Below are 16853 nucleotides of genomic sequence, written 5' to 3'. Positions count from 1 at the left end.
TCCGCTGCAATGGACGTGCTGATCGGCCAGCTCTTCACGGGGTTGAGCCTGGGATCGATTCTTCTGCTCGCCGCCCTCGGTCTGTCGCTGACCTTCGGTCAGATGGGCGTCATCAACATGGCGCACGGCGAATTCATCATGGCCGGCTGTTACACCACCTACGTTGTGCAGCAAATCTTCTCGTCGGCGGGCGTCTCGCTGGTCGTCTCGTTGTTCATGGGCTTCCTGATCGGCGGCCTGCTCGGCGCCGCCCTGGAAATGGGCCTGATCCGCTACATGTACGACCGTCCGCTGGACACGCTGCTGGTCACCTTCGGCGTCGGTCTCGTGCTGCAACAGGCCGCGCGCGACATCTTCGGCGCGCCCGCCAAGAACGTGCTGGTGCCCGAATGGCTCAGCGGCGGTATCACCATCGCGGGCGCGGTGGTGCCCAAGACCCGCATCTTCATCCTGGTGCTGGCGATCGTCGCGGTGACCGCGCTGGCCGCCGTGCTCAAGACCACCCCGATGGGTCGCCGCATCCGCGCCGTCGTGCAGAACCGCGGCCTGGCCGAAACCTCGGGTATCTCTTCGCGATTCACCGATATCAGCACGTTCTTCATCGGGTCCGGCCTGGCCGGTGTCGCCGGTGTGGCGCTGACCCTGATCGGCTCGACCAGCCCGACCATCGGCCAGAGCTATCTGATCGACGCGTTCCTGGTGGTCGTCATCGGTGGCCTCGGCCAGATCAAGGGCACGGTGATCGCGGCGTTCGCGCTCGGCCTGCTCAACTCGTTCATCGAATACTCGACCACCGCGTCCATCGCGAAGGTCATCGTGTTCGTGCTGATCGTCATCTTCCTGCAGGTCCGCCCGCAGGGCCTGTTCACCGTGCGGACGAGGAGCCTGGCATGACCGCACTCAAGGACCGTCTCAGCGCCTACCCCCGGCTGACCCCGCTCGCCGGTTTCGCCGTCGCCGCCTTCATCCTGTTCGCGGTGGCACCGGCGGTACTCAGCGACTTCCGGCTGAACCTGCTCGCCAAGTTCCTCTGCTTCGCCATCGTGGCGGCGGGCATCGGATTGGCCTGGGGCCGTGGCGGAATGCTCACCCTCGGCCAGGGTGTGTTCTTCGGCATCGGCGCCTACATCATGGCCATGCACATGCAGCTGGCCGACGCCGCCCGCCTCGGCAACGACGTCCCGGAGTTCATGGAGATCTCCGGCATCAGCGAACTGCCGGGGTTCTGGCAGCCGTTCACCTCGGCGCCGGTGGCCATCCTCGCCATCCTGGTGCTGCCCGCGCTGGTGGCCGCCGTGCTCGGCTACGGCGTGTTCAAGCGCCGGGTGCGTGGCGCGTACTTCGCCATCCTGAGCCAGGCGCTGGCCGCGGCGCTGGCCATCCTGCTCACCGGCCAGCAGGCCATCGGCGGCTTCACCGGCCTGTCGGACTTCCGGTCCTTCTTCGGGTTCCGGCTCTCCGACCCGGCCAACCGCCAGATGCTGTTCTTCATCGCCGCGGGCACGCTGCTGCTGGTCGTCGCGCTGATCCGCCAGCTCAACCGCAGCCGCTACGGCGAACTGCTGGTCGCGGTGCGCGACGCGGAGGAGCGGGTGCGCTTCCTCGGCTACGACCCGGCCAACATCAAGATCGTCGCCTACGTGGTGGCGGCGTTCCTGGCCGGTATCGCGGGTGCGCTGTTCACCCCGATCGTCGGCATCATCTCCCCCGCCGACATCGGCGTCGTCCCGTCCATCGCGTTCCTGATCGGTGTCGCGATCGGTGGCCGTACCACGCTGCTCGGCCCGGTCCTCGGCGCGATCGGCGTCGCCTGGGCGCAGACCTCGCTCTCGGAGTCGTTCCCGTCGGGCTGGACGTACATGCAGGGCGTGCTGTTCATCGTGGTCGTCGGGTTCATCCCCGCCGGCCTGGCCGGGCTGTGGCCGCTGTTCAAGGGCTGGTGGCAGAGCCGGAAACCGGAACCCGCACCCGCACCGGCGCCGGCCGAACCCGCCGTCGTCACCGAGGAGAAGGTGGAAGCGCGATGACCACACACGAGCCCAAAGCGGGCGGCAACGCGGGCATGGACAGCGACTACCTCGAAATCCGTGGCCTCTCGGTGAGTTTCGACGGATTCAAGGCAGTCACCGATGTCGATCTGACGGTGCTGCAGGGCGACCTGCGGTTCCTGATCGGTCCCAACGGCGCGGGCAAGACCACGCTCATCGACGCCATCACCGGCCTGGTGCCGGCCACCGGCTCGGCTCAGAAGTCGGGCACCGAGCTGCTCGGCAAGAAGGTGCACCAGATCGCGCGGCTCGGCGTCGGCAGGACCTTCCAGACCGCGAGCGTGTTCGAGCAGCTCAGCGTGTTGCAGAACCTGGATATCGCGGCGGGAGCTGGCCGTTCGCCGCTGTCGCTGCTGCGGGCGCGCAAGTCGGTGCTGCCGAGCATCGAAGAGGCCCTGGAGACAACGGGTCTCACCGCGCTGCGGGACAAGCCCGCCGGGGTGCTGGCACACGGGCAGAAGCAGTGGCTCGAGATCGGCATGCTGCTGGTGCAGAACGCCTCGGTGCTGCTGCTCGACGAACCCGTCGCGGGCATGAGCGCCGAGGAGCGCGAGGAGACCGGAAACCTGTTGCGCCGCATCGGCGGTGACCGCGTGGTGATCGTCGTCGAGCACGACATGGACTTCATGCGCTCCTTCGCCACCTCGGTCACCGTCCTCGCGGGCGGCAAGGTGCTCAGCGAGGGCAGTGTCGAAGAGGTGCAGGCCGATCCGAAGGTGCAGGAGGTCTACCTCGGCACCGCGGCACTGGCCGGGGACGCGACGAACAAGGAGTCGGCCGATGCTTGAACTACACGACATCCACTCGGGCTACGGGCGCACCGAGGTGATCCACGGTGTCAGCCTGACCGTCCCGGACGACAGCGTGGTCGCCATCATGGGCCACAACGGCGCGGGCAAGACGACGCTGCTGCGCACCGCGGTCGGCCTGCTGCCGACCAAATCGGGCACGATCACCTTCGACGGCGACAAGATCACCAAGCTGTCCCCGTCGCAGCGGGTCAAGCGCGGCATCGCCTACGTGCCGCAGGGGCAGCAGAGTTTTCCCCAGCTGACCACCGCCGAGAATCTGCAGGTCGTCGCCGACGGGCGCAAGCGCGGCAAGGCGCTGATCGAGGAATCGCTGGAACTGTTCCCCGCCCTGCGTGAGCTGCTGACCCGCAAGGCCGGGCTGCTCTCCGGCGGTCAGCGCCAGCAGCTGGCCATCGCCCGCGCCCTGATCACCGAGCCCAAGCTGCTCATCCTCGACGAGCCGACCGAGGGCATCCAGCCGTCGGTGGTGGCCGAGATCGAGCGCACCATCATCGATCTCACCCAGCGCGGTGGCCTCAGCGTGCTGCTGGTGGAGCAGCACATCGGCTTCGCGTTGCAGGCCGCGCAGCACTACTACGTGCTGCATTCGGGACATCTCGGCTCGTCGGGTGCGGGCGGTGCCGGTGCGGAATCCGCGGTCCGCGCGGCGATGGCGATCTGACCGCAGGCCATGAACCGCAGGGGGCGGGTGTCTCTGGCCGAGCGCGTCTACCTGGCGCTGCGCGACGACCTCGCCACCGGGACCGTCCCGCCGACCGAACGACTACGCGCCGAACGGCTGGCCCAGCGGTACGGCGTCTCGCGCACTCCGGTGCGCGAGGCGCTGGCCCGGCTCCAGGCCGACGGGCTGATCCAGCGCCACCAGGACGGGCTCTATCTGTACCGGCCGCGCCTGGCCGAGCTGGACGAGCTCTACGAGCTACGAATAGTGCTGGAGGCCCGGGGTTTCCAGCGCATCAATGCCGCCGACTCGGTCCAGCCGCACAGTCCCGCCTCGCACGATCTGCCCGCCGTGCGCGCGGAACTGGAACGCTGGCGCGAGTACCGGGACACCCCGCCGGAACCGGGGCCGGAGCTGGTGGCGGCCGACGAGCGATTCCACACCGAACTACTACGGGCAGCGGGCAACTCGGCCCTCGCCGATGCGCTCACCGCGGTCTATGTGCGGGTGCGCCCGGTCCGCACCATGGACGTGCCGACCGCCGAGCGGGTCGCGGCGATGACGGCCGAGCACATCACCATCGCCGAACAGGTCCTGGCGGGCGCCGGCGAGGCGGCCCTGCACACCCTCACCGCGCACATCGATTCCTCCCGCGCGCATGTGAGGGTACGGGCCGAGCAGGCGATCGCCTTCACCAAACTCGGTCGCGCCGTGCGGGATTGAGCGCTCAGCAGCCGTTCTGGAACGGCCAGCACTCGACTGGCCGCTGACCGGCGGGCGTCGAGGACGGCACCCTGGTCGTGCTCTGCGAGGTGTCCGAGCTGGGGCGCGGCTGCGGCGAGTCCCGCAGCAGGGCCTGGCCGACCACCAGGAACACCACGAACACACCGAGCACGGCCACGGCGAACAGGATCAGCCCGACCAGCTTCCCGCGCTCGGCCGGCTGGGCGGGCGGCGGAGCCTGGATCGGTTCGGTGAACCTGCGCGGCTGCGGCGGGAGCGGCGCCGGCGCGGGGCGGCTGCCCGCGAAACCGTCGGCGGCCAGCTCGGCGCGCGGCGGCGTCAGGGTGCCGACGCCCAGCGCGGTGCAGGTGGTGAGCACCCGGTCGATGGTCCAGGCCGGGGGCCCGGCGGAGAAGCCCTCGAGGTAGACCCGCAACTCGTGCGCGTCGACGGTATTGGCGACCAGCACGTCCAGCCCCGGTCGCAGCGCGGTGCGCGCCGGCCGCACCACCACGCCCCGGTACGGCACCATCACCACCGCGCCGCTGACATGCCTGCTGTCCTGCAGCGCCTGCTCGAGCGCGACGCGCACGGCGTGGATCCCGTGTTCGAGCCGGTCGGTGAGGCCGCCCGAGGGGTCGGCGTCCAGGTCGAGCGGGCTGTCGCTGATCGTCCACTCGCCCGCCGCCGAGACCGCGAGCAGGCCGCTCTGCCGTCGCCGGAAGCCCTTCACCTCGATGACCGTGATCCCCCGTGGCGTCACGACCACCGCGCCGAGCCTGCGATCGCCCACCCGGCAATCCACCAGCGCGAGCCCCGTGCTCGGATAGGCGTGCAGGCAATCCACGAACTCCCGCTCGGCGCCGGTGAGCTCCGCATCCGGCCTGATCCGAACCAGCATTCCGATGTTCCCCTACCAGTGCTGCGACCTCACACCGCCGCTGCGCGCTGCGGTACCCACCGATCATGACGCGCAACTGTTGCGAAAACCACTGGAAACCAAAGAAAACCGGCACGACTCCCACAGTCGCCGTCGGGATCACGTACCGGCGAGTACGCTGCGAACCGGCCGGGCGAGCACGAGCAGACAGGTGGAGATGTGATGGATCCAGCGCCCCTACCACGGGTTTCCCCGGGACGGTTCGCCGAACTCGGACCGATCAACTGGGTTGTCTGGCAAGTGCTTTCCCGCGCGTCGGGCACCGATGACGCGCACCTGTTCAGCACCCTCGGGCGCACCGGCGGGCTGTTCCGCGGCTGGCTGCACTTTTCCGGCAAGCTCATGCCGGGCGGGCGGCTGCCGCGCGCCGAGGCTGAGCTGGTCATCCTGCGGGTCGCGCATCTGCGCGCCTGCGACTACGAGACCGACCATCATCGCCGCCTCGGCCGCAGGGCCGGGCTGACGGCCGTGGAGATCGACCGGGTCGCCGCCGGACCGGACGCGGAGGGCTGGACGCCGCGGCAGCGGGCGCTGCTCACGGTCGTCGACCAGCTGGTGACCGGCCGCGATGTCGACGACGCCGCGTGGGCCGGGCTCGTCGCGCACTACGACGAGCGGCTGCTCATCGAGATCGTGCTGCTGATCAACCAGTACGAGGGCCTGGCCGCCACCATCACCACGCTGCGGATCAACAGGGACAGCTTCTGAACATGTGACACAGGTCATACAGCGGAACCGGCGACCTCCTCGCCATCGTTAAAGGCGTACAACGTACGGAGTTCAACACCGAGGAGAGAACCCATGCAGATCACCGGCTCCGCCATCTCGCTCAATGTCGCCGACCCGCAGGCCTCGGCGACGTTCCTGATCGACCACCTCGGCTTCACCGAGCAGATGGCCGCCGACGGGTTCGTCTCGCTCCAGCGGCCCGATGCCGGGATGAACGTCATCTACCTGCGCACCGGCCTGAGCACGTTCAAGCCGGCGCGCATCGCGGGCAGCGCGGGCGACGGCACGCTGGTGGTGTTCGTCGTCGACGACATCGACGCCGAGTACGAGCGCCTGCGCGCCGCGGGCGTCCCGATCGAGACGCCCATCGAGACCGAGGAGTGGGGCGAGCGCTACTTCCAGCTGAGCGACCCGAACGGGATCGTCATCCAGCTGGTGCAGTGGGTGTGATCAGCGGCGCGCCACGCGCAGCGCGGCCACGACCATCGGGATCTGCAGCGGCAGCCGCGCCAGCACGCCTGCCTTGAACAGGCCGGGCGCCTTCGGGTTGCCCACCACGTCGACGGCCATCTGGATGTTCGCCGGGAAGACGCCGATGAACAGCGCCGCGGCCAGCCAGCCGCCGAGGCGACGGGTGCGCGGCACCGCGAGCGCCGTCGCCACGCCGAGCTCGGCGACCCCGGAACCGTAGGTGTAGGTCCGCGGGTTGCCGGGCAGCTGCGGCGGCACGATGCCGTCGAAGGGCTTCGGTGCGACGAAGTGCAGGACGCCCATCACGAACAGCAGCCCGCTCAGGTAGGAGTGCGTGCGTCGACGGGGAGTTTCGGTAGCCACACCCGAACTCTGCCACACGGCTCCCCGTCGGCCCACCCCCGGAAATCAGCCGAGGATGGCGCGGAACGCCTCGGCGGGCGGGGTCACCGGGCGGCCGAGGAGCTTGGCCAGATCACCCGTGCGGACCTCGAGCAGGCCGTCGGCGATGCCCGAGTCGGCGTCGGCCAGCGCCGCGGCCACGGGCGCGGGCAGGCCCGCCTGGCCGAGGATGGCCGCGTAGTCGGCTTCGGCGAGATTCTCGTAGCGCACCGGGGAGCCGGAGACCTCGGTGAGCACGGCGGCGATGTCGGCACCGCTCAGGGCCTCGTCACCGCCGAGCTCGTAGACGCGGCCCTCGTGGCCGTCGGTGGTGAGCACGACCGCCGCCGCCTGCGCGTAGTCGGCGCGCGGAGCGCCGGAGACCTTGCCCGCACCCGAGGCGCCGGCCAGCACCCCGGTCTGCGTGGCGTGCGCGGCGCCCGCCGCGTAGTTCTCCCAGTACCAGCTGTTGCGCAGCAGGACGGTCGGGATCGACGCGGTGGCGAGTACTTCCTCCGTGCCGCGATGCTCCTGCGCGAGGATCATCCGGTTGCCGTCCGCGACGGGAATGCTGGTGTAGGCGAGCAGCCGGACACCGGCGCGCTCGGCGGCCCGGAGGACAGTGGTGTGCTGGGCGACCCTGGCACCGAATTCGTTGCCGGAGACCAGCAGCACCCGGTCGACGCCGGCCAGCGCGGCGTCGAGCGCGGCGGGGTCGTCGTAGCTCGCCTGCCGGACCTGCGCGCCACGTTCGGCCAGGTCGGCCACCTTGGCGGGATCGCGCACGATCGCCACCGGCTGTTCGCCCGCCGCCAGCAGGGCTTCCACGACGAGCCTGCCCAGCTGTCCACTCGCTCCGGTCACCGCGACAGTCATGATCTACCTCCAGGGTTGGTACCGATTTTCTAGTACTAACTATTCGTAAGCACTATGCATTCCGCAAGCACTCTGGTCAAGAGCGGTACGATCGGCGGTATGAGCACGCAGCCCTCGTCGACCGACGACGATCAGGCGCTGGAAGCCGACGTCTTCGCGCGCAATTGCGAGTCGCGGCCGGTGCTGCAGAATGTCGCCGGCCGGTGGGGCGTCCTGGCCCTGGTGGCGCTACGCGAAGGCCCCTACCGGTTCAGCGCGCTGCGCAGACGGGTCGACGGCGTGAGCGAACGGATGCTGTCGCAGACCCTGCAGGGGCTCGAACGCGACGGGATGGTGCATCGCGAGGTACTCGAGGCCATCCCGCCCCGCGTGGAGTACACGCTCACCGAGCTCGGCGCGCAGGTGGCCGAACGCCTGGAGTCGCTGATCGTGGTCCTGGAGACCAACATGGACACCGTCCGGGCGGCCCAGGCGAGCTATCACCGTTCCGCCGCTCCGCGCGGCTAGGCCGGTGCTCGCCGCAGCAGGTCGGACACGGTGGTGAAGTCGTAGCCACGCGCCCGCAGGCCGGCCACGATCTCCGGGAGGGCGGCGGCGGATTCGCGGCCGTGCATGACGTGCAGCAGCACGATCGAGCCGGGTTTCGTCTGCGCCAGGGTGTCGTCGACGATGGCGGCGCGGGTGGCGCCGCCCGCGGAATCGGGTTCGACATCCCAGGTGACCGTGGTGCGGTCGTGCTCGGCGAGATAGCTCGGCAGCGCCCAGAGCTTCTTGCCGTAGGGCGGGCGGAAGGTGATCGGGCCCTGATAGCCGGTGCGGCGGATCTCGGCGTCGGTGCGCTCGATCTCCGCGCGCACCGTGTCACCGGAGATCAGCACCATGCGGCGGTGCGAGTACGAGTGGTTGCCGATCTCGTGGCCCGCCGCCGCGATCGCGGCACCGTATTCGGGATGGGCGGCCAGGTTGTCGCCGATCAGGTAGAAGGTCGCCGGGACCCGCAATTCGGCGAGCGTGCGCAGGATCTCGGGGGTGCGTTCGGTCGGCCCGTCGTCGAACGTCAGCGCGACCAGCTTCTCGTCGGTGTCGACGCGATCGACCAATCGGCCGGTCAGCTGGTAGGTCCGCGAATTCATGAGCACGTACAGCCCGGCGACGATCACCAGCAGCAGCGCGACCGCCGAGGCCCCACCGATCAACCACTTACGCACTGTTCCGCCTCTCCGCGTATTCAGGCCAGACTAAGGCGCGGGGGGCGTGAGCGTTGGCGGGCGGCGGCGGTTCACCGGGTCGGGTCAGCCCGTGCCCGGTGAGTTACCCATGTTCGTTCGTTCGGGCGTTGCTCAGTCGATGACCTGGGTGATGTCGCCGGGGTTCAGGTAGTCGAAGAAGCGGTGGGCGCCGTCCTCGGTCATCCGCACACAACCGTGCGACTTCGAATTGACCGGGCCGACATGGAATGCCATGTCACCGTTGAAGAAGGTGGCCCAGCGCATCGGCGCGTTGTGCATCGTGCTCCAGTGGAATTCCCGCTTGAAGGAAATCCGGGTGACGGCGGGCGGAGTTTCGTATCCGGCCATACCGTGCGAAATCGGCGTCGGGCCGAAGATCACCCGGCCGTTGTCGACGAGCCACGCCTCGTTCGTCGACAGCCGCATGCACGCCCTGGCCTCGACCACCGGGCACGGGGAGGCCGTCGGGAGGATGGCGGGAACGCCGGGAACGTCGGGGCCACCGGGGAAAAGCGGTTCGGCCATCGCGGGTGCCATGGTTCCGAATCCGGCCACCGCCACCAATGCCGCAGCACGAGCTACCCAACCGAAAATACGCATACGAGTCCGTTACCTCTCTGTCCGCCTCCCCGCGACTCTTGCCGGTCGTCGACAAGTCGAAAATCAGGGCGCCGGGCTGGCGGTCACGAGGAAGTCAGCTTGCGGGCGTGCCCGGCGAGTTACCCATGTACTCACGAGATCAGGTGTAGCGACTGACAGGCGAACGAAGAACTACACGGATCATCGTGGACGGCCCCCCAATTCGCCAAATCAACGCCCGCAATATTGGCCGAAAAGAAATACACGGAATTCGTGTCGCCGACACGACAGAGGGGCGGTCGCCCGGCGACCGCCCCTCGTGTCCTCGACAGATCAGAAGTTGATCATGTGGCCCGCGAGGCCGTGGATCGCTTCCTGCAACGCTTCGCTGAGCGTCGGGTGGGTGTGCACGTTGCGCGCGAGCTCGTTGACCGTGAGGTCCCACTTCTGGGCCAGGGTCAGCTCGGGCAGCAGCTCCGAGACGTCGGGGCCGATGAGGTGGCCGCCGATGAGCTCGCCGTGGGTCTTGTCGGCGATCAGCTTCACGAAGCCGGTCGGGTCGGCCAGGCCGTGCGCCTTGCCGTTGGCGGTGAACGGGAAGGTCGCGACCTTCACGTCGTAGCCCTCGTCGCGGGCCTGCTCCTCGGTGAGACCGAAGCTGGCGACCTGCGGCTGGCAGAAGGTGGCGCGCGGCATCATCCGGTAGTCGCCCAGGGTCAGCGTCTCGGCACCGGCGATGGTCTCGGCGGCGACCACACCCTGCGCCTCGGCGACGTGCGCGAGCTGCAGCTTGGCGGTGACGTCACCGATCGCGTAGATGCCCGGCACATTGGTGCGCATGTACTCGTCGATCTCGATGGCGCCACGGTTGGTGAGGGCGACACCGGTGGTCTCCAGGCCGTAGCCATCGACGCGGGGCGCGAAGCCGACGGCCTGCAGCACCTTGTCGACGGTGACGGTCTCGACCGCGCCGGACTTGTTGTCCTTGATCTGGACGGTGACCTTGGAGCCGTCGTCGTCGATCGTCTGCACGGCGGCACCGGTGGTGATGGTGATGCCGAGCTTCTTGTACTGCTTGGTGATCTCCTTGGAGACGTCCTCGTCCTCGTTGGGCAGCGCGCGGTCGAGGAACTCCACGATCCGCACGTCCACGCCGTAGTTCTTCAGGACGTAGGCGAACTCCATGCCGATCGCGCCCGCGCCGACGATCAGGATCGAGCCGGGCAGGTCGCGGGTGAGGATCTGCTCCTCGTAGGTCACCACGTTGGCCGAGAGCTGGGTGCCCGGCAGCAGCTTGGTGGTGGTGCCGGTGGCGATGATGACGTTGTCGAACGTGATCGCCTCGACGCCGCCCTTGGTGAGGGCCACATCCAGCGAGTTCGGGCCGGTGAAGGTACCGAGGCCGTCGAACTCGTCGATCTTGTTCTTCTTCATCAGGAAGTGCACGCCTTTGACGCGCCCGTCCGCCACCTTGCGGCTGCGGTCGAACGCCGCGCCGAAGTCGAAGCTGACCTCACCGGAGATGCCGAAGGTCTTGGCTTCCTTGTGGAAGATATGGGCCAGTTCGGCGTTGCGCAGCAGTGCCTTGGACGGGATGCAGCCCACGTTCAGGCACACGCCACCCCAGTATTTCTGCTCGACAATCGCTGTTCGCAGGCCGAGTTGAGCGGCACGGATCGCGGCGACGTATCCGCCGGGACCAGCGCCGAGAACGACGACATCGTAGTGGGAAGTCACGACCCCGAGCCTAACTCTGTTCCGGGGAGTTCACCCACCCGTCCCCCACTTCGGTGAGGTGCGCGCGAGCGGGCGCTACGGGCCGCCGAGCACCTTGCGCAGAGTGACGGCCACGGCCTCGAGTTCGGCGGCGCTCACGTTGGCACCGAGCCGACGTTCGATGCCGGCCAGATAGTGCGGCGCGGCCTCCCGGAACCGCTGCCTGCCGAGGTCGGAGATGGCGACGAGCGCGGACCGGCCGTCGTCGGGGTTGGACTCGCGGCGCAGCAGGCCGTTCGCCTCCAGTTCCGCGACGAGGCGGCTGACCCTGGTCCGGCTGAGGACGACCTTCTCGCCGAGGTCGCTCATCCGCATCGGTCCGGCCGCGTCGAGTTCCAGGAGGACGTCGTACCAGGTCAGCGGCAGTCCGGTGGCCCTGCGGAGTTCGGCGTCGAGCTCGGGGACGAAGGCCGCGTGCACCTGGAGCAGCGCGGCCCACGCGGCGACCGCGGCACGACGGGACGGCTGATCGGTGGGCACCGGACCAGCTTAGCCACTTGCGTGCGTGCGCACACAACTAGTAGCGTGTGCACGCACATAAATTTCCTCCGAACGACCGAGGTGACCCATGACCGCACTCATCACCCGCGACGAGCTGGCCGCGGAGATCGCGGCGAACACCGTGACCGTGCTCGACGCGCTGCCGCCGGACTACTACGCCAAGGCGCACCTGCCCGGCGCCCTCAACCTGGTCGAGGACGAGGTCGACGACCGCGCCCCCGACCTCCTCCCCGACCGCGACGCGGCGATCGTGACCTACTGCACGAACGCGGTGTGCGGCAACAGCCAAGTTGTCGCGAGCAAGCTGGAGGCCCTCGGCTACACCAATGTCCGCAAGTACCGCGAGGGCATTCAGGACTGGTCCGAGGCGGGCCTGACAGTCGAGACGTCGGCCTGATCCCTCGGCGTTCGCCCGGTCACCGCGGCCGGGCGAACGCGCACCGGGCCCTTCGCGTCGGCGCAGTAGGGTCGCAGAGGTGAGTGGTGTTGCGGCGGAGGGGATCGGTAGCCGTCTCGACGGCACGGTGTCCACCCATCTCCTCCGGCTGCTGCTGCGGGCCGCGCGGGCCGCGGGTGTGGCCGAGGACCAGCTGGCGCGCGTTCCCGGCACCGACGAGGTGATCCTGAGCGGCGAGCTCAACCGCATCCCGATGACCTCGCTGCTGCGCCTGTGGGAGCTGATCGCGCAGGCGCGCCCCGGTGCCGGGTCGGGGGCCGCGATCGCCGCCGCCGCGCCGCTCGGCTCCCTCAACACCTGGGACTACCTGGTGACCACCGGTGCGACACTGGCGGATTCGCTGCGCGCCGCCCAGCCGTATCACCGCCTGGTCACCGCGGCCACCGAGGGTTTCGACCTCACCGGCGACGGCGATCTCACCATCGGCTACCGGACCTCGGCCGGCGATCCGGCGGTGGCGGCCGTGGTCAACGAGTACGTCCTCGCCTACTACCTGCGCCGCGCGCGCGAAGCGCTCGGCCGACCGCTCGTGCCGACCCGGGTCAGCTTCGGCCACGCCGCACCGGCCGACCGCACCGGCCTGATCGCCGTATTCGGCACCACCGACATCGAATTCGACGCGGAGTCGGACGCGATCACCTTCCACGCCGACGACGCCACCGCCCCGCTCGCGCGCGCCGACCCGATGCTGTCGGACCTGATGCGCAGCCACGCCGACCTGGTCCTGGCCTCCGCCCGCCCGATCGCGGGCCCACTCGACGCCTTCCGCATCGCCCTCGGCGCGGCCCTGGACGCGGGCGACCCGGCCCTGGCCCGGGTCGCGAAAAGCCTCGCCATGAGCCAGCGCACCCTGCAACGCCATCTCGCCGACCACGGCACGTCCTGGCGCGACGAACTCGACCTGCTGCGCTACGAGCGCGCGAAAGCCCTGCTCGATCAGGGCCACAGCACCTCGACCGTCGCGCAGCGCCTGGCCTTCACCGACGACCGCGCCCTCCGCAAGGCCTTCCACCGCTGGACCGGTGCCTCGCCGACGAGCCGTTAGTCGGAATCGCCTGGCCGCAAGGTCTTTCCGATCTCGTCGGCGAGCAGGAAACTCGCCAGGCCGTGGCCGTGCTTCTCCCGGCGCACGAGCGAGATGATGTTCACGTCGAAGGCGTCGCGGACGTGCCGGAAGGCCAGCCGACCGTCCCGCAGTTCCTCGGCGACGTCGAATTCGCTGAGAAAGGCGATGGCCTCGCCGGACATCGCGAGCCGTTTCATCGTCTCGATCGAATTGGTGTGGAACGCGGGCTGGATATCGAGACCGGCGTTGGCGAAGGCCTCGGCGACGATGCCGTGAATCACCATCGAGCGGTCGGCGAAGATCAGCGGGAACGGCGTGCACTGCGCGAGCGGAATCGTCTCCATCGGAGCCAGCGGATGCTGCGGCGAGACGACGACGCCCAGCCGCGTGTTCATCTGCCAGCAGACCTCGAGCTGCGCGGACGCCGGGATGTTGAAGCCGAGGCCGAGGTCGGCCTCGCTGTTCTCGATCGCCTGCACGATGTCGAGGGTCGACATGGTGCGGATCGAGATCCGGATCTGCGGATGCCTGGCACGGAAGGTCGTGGCCGCGGTGGCGACGACGCTGCTGGCCAGGCCGGTCATGGTGGCGATCACGACCTCGCCGCTGCCGAGGGCGCGCAGATCACGGATGTCGGCCACGGTCTCGCGATACTGCCGCAGCGTCTGCCGGATGTGCACGAGCAGCGCCTCCCCCGCCGGGGTCAGGCGCATGCCGCGCGGCAGCCGTTCGAACAGCGGCTGATCGAGTTCGGCCTCCAGCAGCAGGATCTGCCGATTGATCGCCGAGGGCGCGACATGGAGCCGGGCACCGGCCGCGCGAATGGACCCGAGCCGCGCCACCTCGTCGATGTACTGCAGCAATCGTGAATGGAGCACCGCTCACCTCCCGGAATTAGTGTACGAAATTTTAGTACACCTCGTGCGAAAACGAATGCTTGTGGGCAACGGTACCGATCGCGTCCAATCGATACACGCACCCGACAGTGCGGGAATATCGAGGTGAGGACCCCTATGCCCCAGCAGAATTCGACGACCGAGGTTTCCACCCAGGACGATCACGTCCGCAGTATCTTCGCCATCCTGGAAGGCGAGCAGGAAGCCGACCTGCTGCTGCGCAATCTGCACATTCTCGATGTGCACAGCGAAACCGTGTACCCAGGCACCCTTCTCGTCCACGGCGGACGCATCATCGCGCTCAGCCCGGACGAATCGATCGTGCGTTTTCGCGAATCCTTCGATGGTGAGGGGCTTTACGCGATTCCCGGCCTGATCGACGCGCATCTGCACTTCGAATCCCAGCTCGCGCATCCGGCTGCTTTCGGGGAGGCGATCGTGCCGAGCGGCACGACGACGGTCTTCGGCGAGACCCTCGATTTCGCCAGCGCCGCAGGCGAGGAGGCGGTCGAGGCCGCGCGGGCGCTGTTCGCCGATCACGACAAACTCCCCTACCGGCTCTATGCCTTCGCCCCGGGAAAGAAGACCTCGCCCGAGGTGACCGAGGCGATGCTGGCGATGGATCCGGTGATCGGCCTCGGGGAACTGGCCCACCTGTCCTATATGACCGGCAATGCCGACGATTTCCGCAAATCCGCGCTCGGCCGGGCGAATGCCGGATTCGTGAACTGCCACTGGGGTGTCACGTCGCTGTCGGACATGCTGCTCAATTACATGCCCGCGATCGGCGTCGACAACAACCACGACGTGTGGAACGAAGCCGATATCGAGAAGAGCATCCGCTACGGCCTCAACACGCAGATCAAGTTCGGCGTCGGTAGTCCCGAGGTCATTCGAACGATGTTGCGCGCCATCGTGAAACGCCGCTGGCCCGCCGAGAACTTCCAGCTCTGCGCCGACAATATCTCCGTGGACCGGGTCCTGCGGCAAGGCCATATCGACTGGGTCGTCTCGCTGGCCGTGGAGATGGGGATGCCGCCGATCAAGGCGATCAAGATGGGCACGCTCTATGCCGCGCGCTCGTTCCACAAGGACCGTGATCTCGGCTCGCTGAGCCCGGGCCGATTCGCCGACATCGTGCTCACCGACAGCCTGTCCAAGATCAACCCGCGCTACGTCTTCAAGGGCGGCGAGCTGGTGGCCGCGGACCGGCGGCTGCTGGAGCCGGTCGGCATCGACTACTCGGTCCTGGCCAAGCGGCCCCGGCCCGGACTCGGCGACCTGCGGCCCGAATCGCTCGAGCTCACGCCGATCGAGATCTCGGCCGACGGCACCCTGGCGAAGGTGCTGCTCTTCGACGTCTACGGGCGCGGGCATCGCAAATTCGCGCAGGAGGTGTGGGTTCCGTACCGTGACGGCGCGGTCGTGCCCGAACACGACGGGGCGCGGCTCAACCGGATCTCGGTCGTGCAGCGCTACGCCGACGGCCCGCGGCACATCGTGAACGGCCTGTTCCAGGGCGTGTCGATCGATCGCGGCGCGGTCTCCACGTTCTGGCCCGCGCCGTCGGCCTACTTCGTGGTGGTCGGCTCCGACAGCGCCGAGATGTGCGACAACCTGCACCGGCTGGACGGTCTCGTGGGCGGCTGCGTCGTCACCGAGGACCGCGAGGTGAGGGCCGTGCTGCCGCTGGACTTCTACGGGGTCATGGCCGATATGGACCTCGCCGAACTCGTCGCGGCGACCAGGTCGATCGATGACGCGCTGCTGAGGCTCGGCCATCACAACGAAGGTGAACCGGTCGTCAACAAGCTGCTGACGCTGTTCATCTCGCTCGACCGCTTCGGCTTCATGAAATAGCCTCGGCTACCAGAGCAAGGGATCCACCGCTATGCAGCACGACAACGACGCGGCAGTCATCGACAACGGAAGCAAGGTGCGCCGCTGGATCACCTACGTCGCCGGTATCTACATCCTCACCCTCGGCCTCAGCCTGGCCATCAGGGCCGGGATCGGCATCTCCCCGCAGAGCAGCCTCACCCGCACGATGACGCTGGTGTTCACCCCGCTGAGCCAGGGCAATTACAACCTCATCCTCGAGATCATCATGCTCGGCCTGACCTTCCTGGTCAGACCGAAGGCCTTCAAAGCGAGCTACCTGCTCTCGATGATCCCGGCGCTGGTGCTGGCCCTCCTGCTCGATCTCAACCTGTGGCTCACCGACTGGATCCACCTCGAGCCGTACGTGGCCAACCTGGTCCTGCTGGTCTTCGCCGACGCGATGCTCGCCCTCGGCCTGTTCCTGATGATCCGCGCGAACCTCATCCTGATGCCGATCGACCTGTTCGTGAACACGATCCAGCAGAAGACCGGGCGCAAGTGGGGCAACATCAAGACCGTGTTCGACTGCACGCTGCTGGCGATCTCGGCGTTGATCGGCCTGGCCTTCCTCGGCGCACCGCATTTCATCCGCGAGGGCACGATCATCAACGCGATCCTCGTCGGCCAGTACGTGAAGGGGTACTTCTTCCTGGTCGAGAAGTTCTCGGCGCGCAAGCGCCCGGCCGTGCCGGTGCCCGTCGCCGACTAGCCGACCCGCCACCGCCCGGTCCTGTCGTGAACGGACCGGGCGGTGGCGTCCGCGGACCTGGGAGCGCGGGCACGGCCGCCATAACGTAGTCGGCACCGGAGAAAAACACCGGCTGACC

20 protein-coding genes are annotated in these 16853 nt (G+C 68.4%); 12 read left to right on the top strand and 8 right to left on the bottom strand.

What is annotated here, in order from left to right; translation table 11 throughout:
* Nucleotides 1-9: 9 nt before the first annotated feature.
* The 5 genes from urtB to ACFYWJ_RS08035 are packed head-to-tail and all read left to right on the top strand — an operon-like array spanning nt 10 to nt 4244.
* Nucleotides 10-894: an urea ABC transporter permease subunit UrtB gene (urtB, locus tag ACFYWJ_RS08055; protein WP_355274244.1), complete on the top strand. Its 885-nt coding sequence runs from the start codon at nt 10-12 to the stop codon at nt 892-894.
* On the top strand, nt 891-2027 hold the full coding sequence (urtC, locus tag ACFYWJ_RS08050) for an urea ABC transporter permease subunit UrtC (protein WP_355274247.1): 1137 nt from the start codon (nt 891-893) through the stop codon (nt 2025-2027). Before urtB ends, urtC begins: the two co-directional genes overlap by 4 nt.
* Nucleotides 2024-2836 carry an urea ABC transporter ATP-binding protein UrtD gene (gene urtD, locus ACFYWJ_RS08045; RefSeq protein ID WP_355274250.1) on the top strand — a complete coding sequence of 271 codons (813 nt, stop codon included), beginning with the start codon at nt 2024-2026 and terminating at the stop codon, nt 2834-2836. Before urtC ends, urtD begins: the two co-directional genes overlap by 4 nt.
* A complete protein-coding gene (urtE, locus tag ACFYWJ_RS08040; protein ID WP_355274253.1) occupies nt 2829-3521 on the top strand; it encodes an urea ABC transporter ATP-binding subunit UrtE in 693 nt (230 codons plus the stop codon). Before urtD ends, urtE begins: the two co-directional genes overlap by 8 nt.
* Before the next feature lie 9 nt (nt 3522-3530).
* Entirely contained in the window at nt 3531-4244 is a 714-nt protein-coding gene (locus ACFYWJ_RS08035; protein WP_355274255.1) for a GntR family transcriptional regulator, read from the top strand.
* Nucleotides 4245-4248: 4 nt separating this feature from the next.
* On the opposite strand, the gene ACFYWJ_RS08030 is transcribed toward ACFYWJ_RS08035, so the two are convergent.
* Complete coding sequence (locus tag ACFYWJ_RS08030) at nt 4249-5145, bottom strand: NERD domain-containing protein (protein WP_355274257.1); 897 nt, start codon at nt 5143-5145, stop codon at nt 4249-4251.
* 201 nt (nt 5146-5346) lie between these two features.
* Here ACFYWJ_RS08030 and ACFYWJ_RS08025 point away from each other — a divergent pair, with 201 nt between their 5' ends.
* Entirely contained in the window at nt 5347-5892 is a 546-nt protein-coding gene (locus ACFYWJ_RS08025; protein WP_355274259.1) for a carboxymuconolactone decarboxylase family protein, read from the top strand.
* A 93-nt stretch (nt 5893-5985) separates the two neighbouring features.
* The gene (locus tag ACFYWJ_RS08020) at nt 5986-6363 is read left to right on the top strand and encodes a VOC family protein (protein ID WP_355274262.1); all 378 of its coding nucleotides are present in this window, start codon (nt 5986-5988) and stop codon (nt 6361-6363) included.
* Here ACFYWJ_RS08020 and ACFYWJ_RS08015 read toward each other — a convergent pair whose 3' ends face one another.
* Both ACFYWJ_RS08015 and ACFYWJ_RS08010 read right to left on the bottom strand, forming a co-directional pair.
* Nucleotides 6364-6687, bottom strand: coding sequence for a hypothetical protein (locus tag ACFYWJ_RS08015; protein WP_355274668.1), 324 nt, complete (start codon nt 6685-6687; stop codon nt 6364-6366).
* Between the two features lie 105 nt (nt 6688-6792).
* Nucleotides 6793-7641: an SDR family oxidoreductase gene (locus ACFYWJ_RS08010; protein ID WP_355274265.1), complete on the bottom strand. Its 849-nt coding sequence runs from the start codon at nt 7639-7641 to the stop codon at nt 6793-6795.
* Nucleotides 7642-7740: 99 nt separating this feature from the next.
* On the opposite strand from ACFYWJ_RS08010, the gene ACFYWJ_RS08005 reads away from it, so the two are divergent.
* Nucleotides 7741-8148: a helix-turn-helix domain-containing protein gene (locus ACFYWJ_RS08005; RefSeq protein ID WP_355274267.1), complete on the top strand. Its 408-nt coding sequence runs from the start codon at nt 7741-7743 to the stop codon at nt 8146-8148.
* Here the strand turns inward: ACFYWJ_RS08005 and ACFYWJ_RS08000 are convergent.
* The 4 genes from ACFYWJ_RS08000 to ACFYWJ_RS07985 form a co-directional block, all read right to left on the bottom strand.
* The gene (locus ACFYWJ_RS08000; protein WP_355274270.1) at nt 8145-8849 is read right to left on the bottom strand and encodes a polysaccharide deacetylase family protein; all 705 of its coding nucleotides are present in this window, start codon (nt 8847-8849) and stop codon (nt 8145-8147) included. The genes ACFYWJ_RS08005 and ACFYWJ_RS08000 overlap by 4 nt on opposite strands.
* A 132-nt stretch (nt 8850-8981) precedes the next feature.
* Nucleotides 8982-9395, bottom strand: a complete 414-nt coding sequence (locus ACFYWJ_RS07995) for a L,D-transpeptidase (protein WP_355274273.1) — start codon at nt 9393-9395, stop codon at nt 8982-8984.
* A 387-nt stretch (nt 9396-9782) separates the two neighbouring features.
* On the bottom strand, nt 9783-11186 hold the full coding sequence (gene lpdA, locus ACFYWJ_RS07990; protein ID WP_355274275.1) for a dihydrolipoyl dehydrogenase: 1404 nt from the start codon (nt 11184-11186) through the stop codon (nt 9783-9785).
* Nucleotides 11187-11261: 75 nt separating this feature from the next.
* Nucleotides 11262-11705 (bottom strand): MarR family transcriptional regulator, encoded by a 444-nt coding sequence (locus ACFYWJ_RS07985; protein WP_355274277.1) that lies wholly within the window; start codon nt 11703-11705, stop codon nt 11262-11264.
* Between the two features lie 88 nt (nt 11706-11793).
* Between ACFYWJ_RS07985 and ACFYWJ_RS07980 the strand changes: the two genes are divergently transcribed.
* Nucleotides 11794-12123, top strand: a complete 330-nt coding sequence (locus ACFYWJ_RS07980; protein ID WP_355274280.1) for a rhodanese-like domain-containing protein — start codon at nt 11794-11796, stop codon at nt 12121-12123.
* A 79-nt stretch (nt 12124-12202) separates the two neighbouring features.
* Nucleotides 12203-13228: an AraC family transcriptional regulator ligand-binding domain-containing protein gene (locus ACFYWJ_RS07975; protein ID WP_355274282.1), complete on the top strand. Its 1026-nt coding sequence runs from the start codon at nt 12203-12205 to the stop codon at nt 13226-13228.
* On the opposite strand, the gene ACFYWJ_RS07970 is transcribed toward ACFYWJ_RS07975, so the two are convergent.
* Complete coding sequence (locus tag ACFYWJ_RS07970) at nt 13225-14127, bottom strand: LysR family transcriptional regulator (RefSeq protein WP_355274285.1); 903 nt, start codon at nt 14125-14127, stop codon at nt 13225-13227. The two genes, ACFYWJ_RS07975 and ACFYWJ_RS07970, sit on opposite strands and share 4 nt — an antisense overlap.
* Here ACFYWJ_RS07970 and ACFYWJ_RS07965 point away from each other — a divergent pair.
* Nucleotides 14119-16005 (top strand): adenine deaminase C-terminal domain-containing protein, encoded by a 1887-nt coding sequence (locus ACFYWJ_RS07965; RefSeq protein ID WP_355274288.1) that lies wholly within the window; start codon nt 14119-14121, stop codon nt 16003-16005. The genes ACFYWJ_RS07970 and ACFYWJ_RS07965 overlap by 9 nt on opposite strands.
* A 31-nt stretch (nt 16006-16036) precedes the next feature.
* Nucleotides 16037-16735, top strand: coding sequence for a DUF6198 family protein (locus tag ACFYWJ_RS07960; protein ID WP_355274290.1), 699 nt, complete (start codon nt 16037-16039; stop codon nt 16733-16735).
* Nucleotides 16736-16853: the final 118 nt, after the last annotated feature.

Origin of the sequence: Nocardia sp. NPDC003269, from assembly GCF_042888005.1 — a bacterium.
In the GTDB taxonomy this organism is placed as follows: Bacteria; Actinomycetota; Actinomycetes; order Mycobacteriales; family Mycobacteriaceae; genus Nocardia.
The sequence above is the reverse complement of the archived record's forward strand: the minus strand, read 5'-3'. Positions and strand labels throughout refer to the sequence as shown.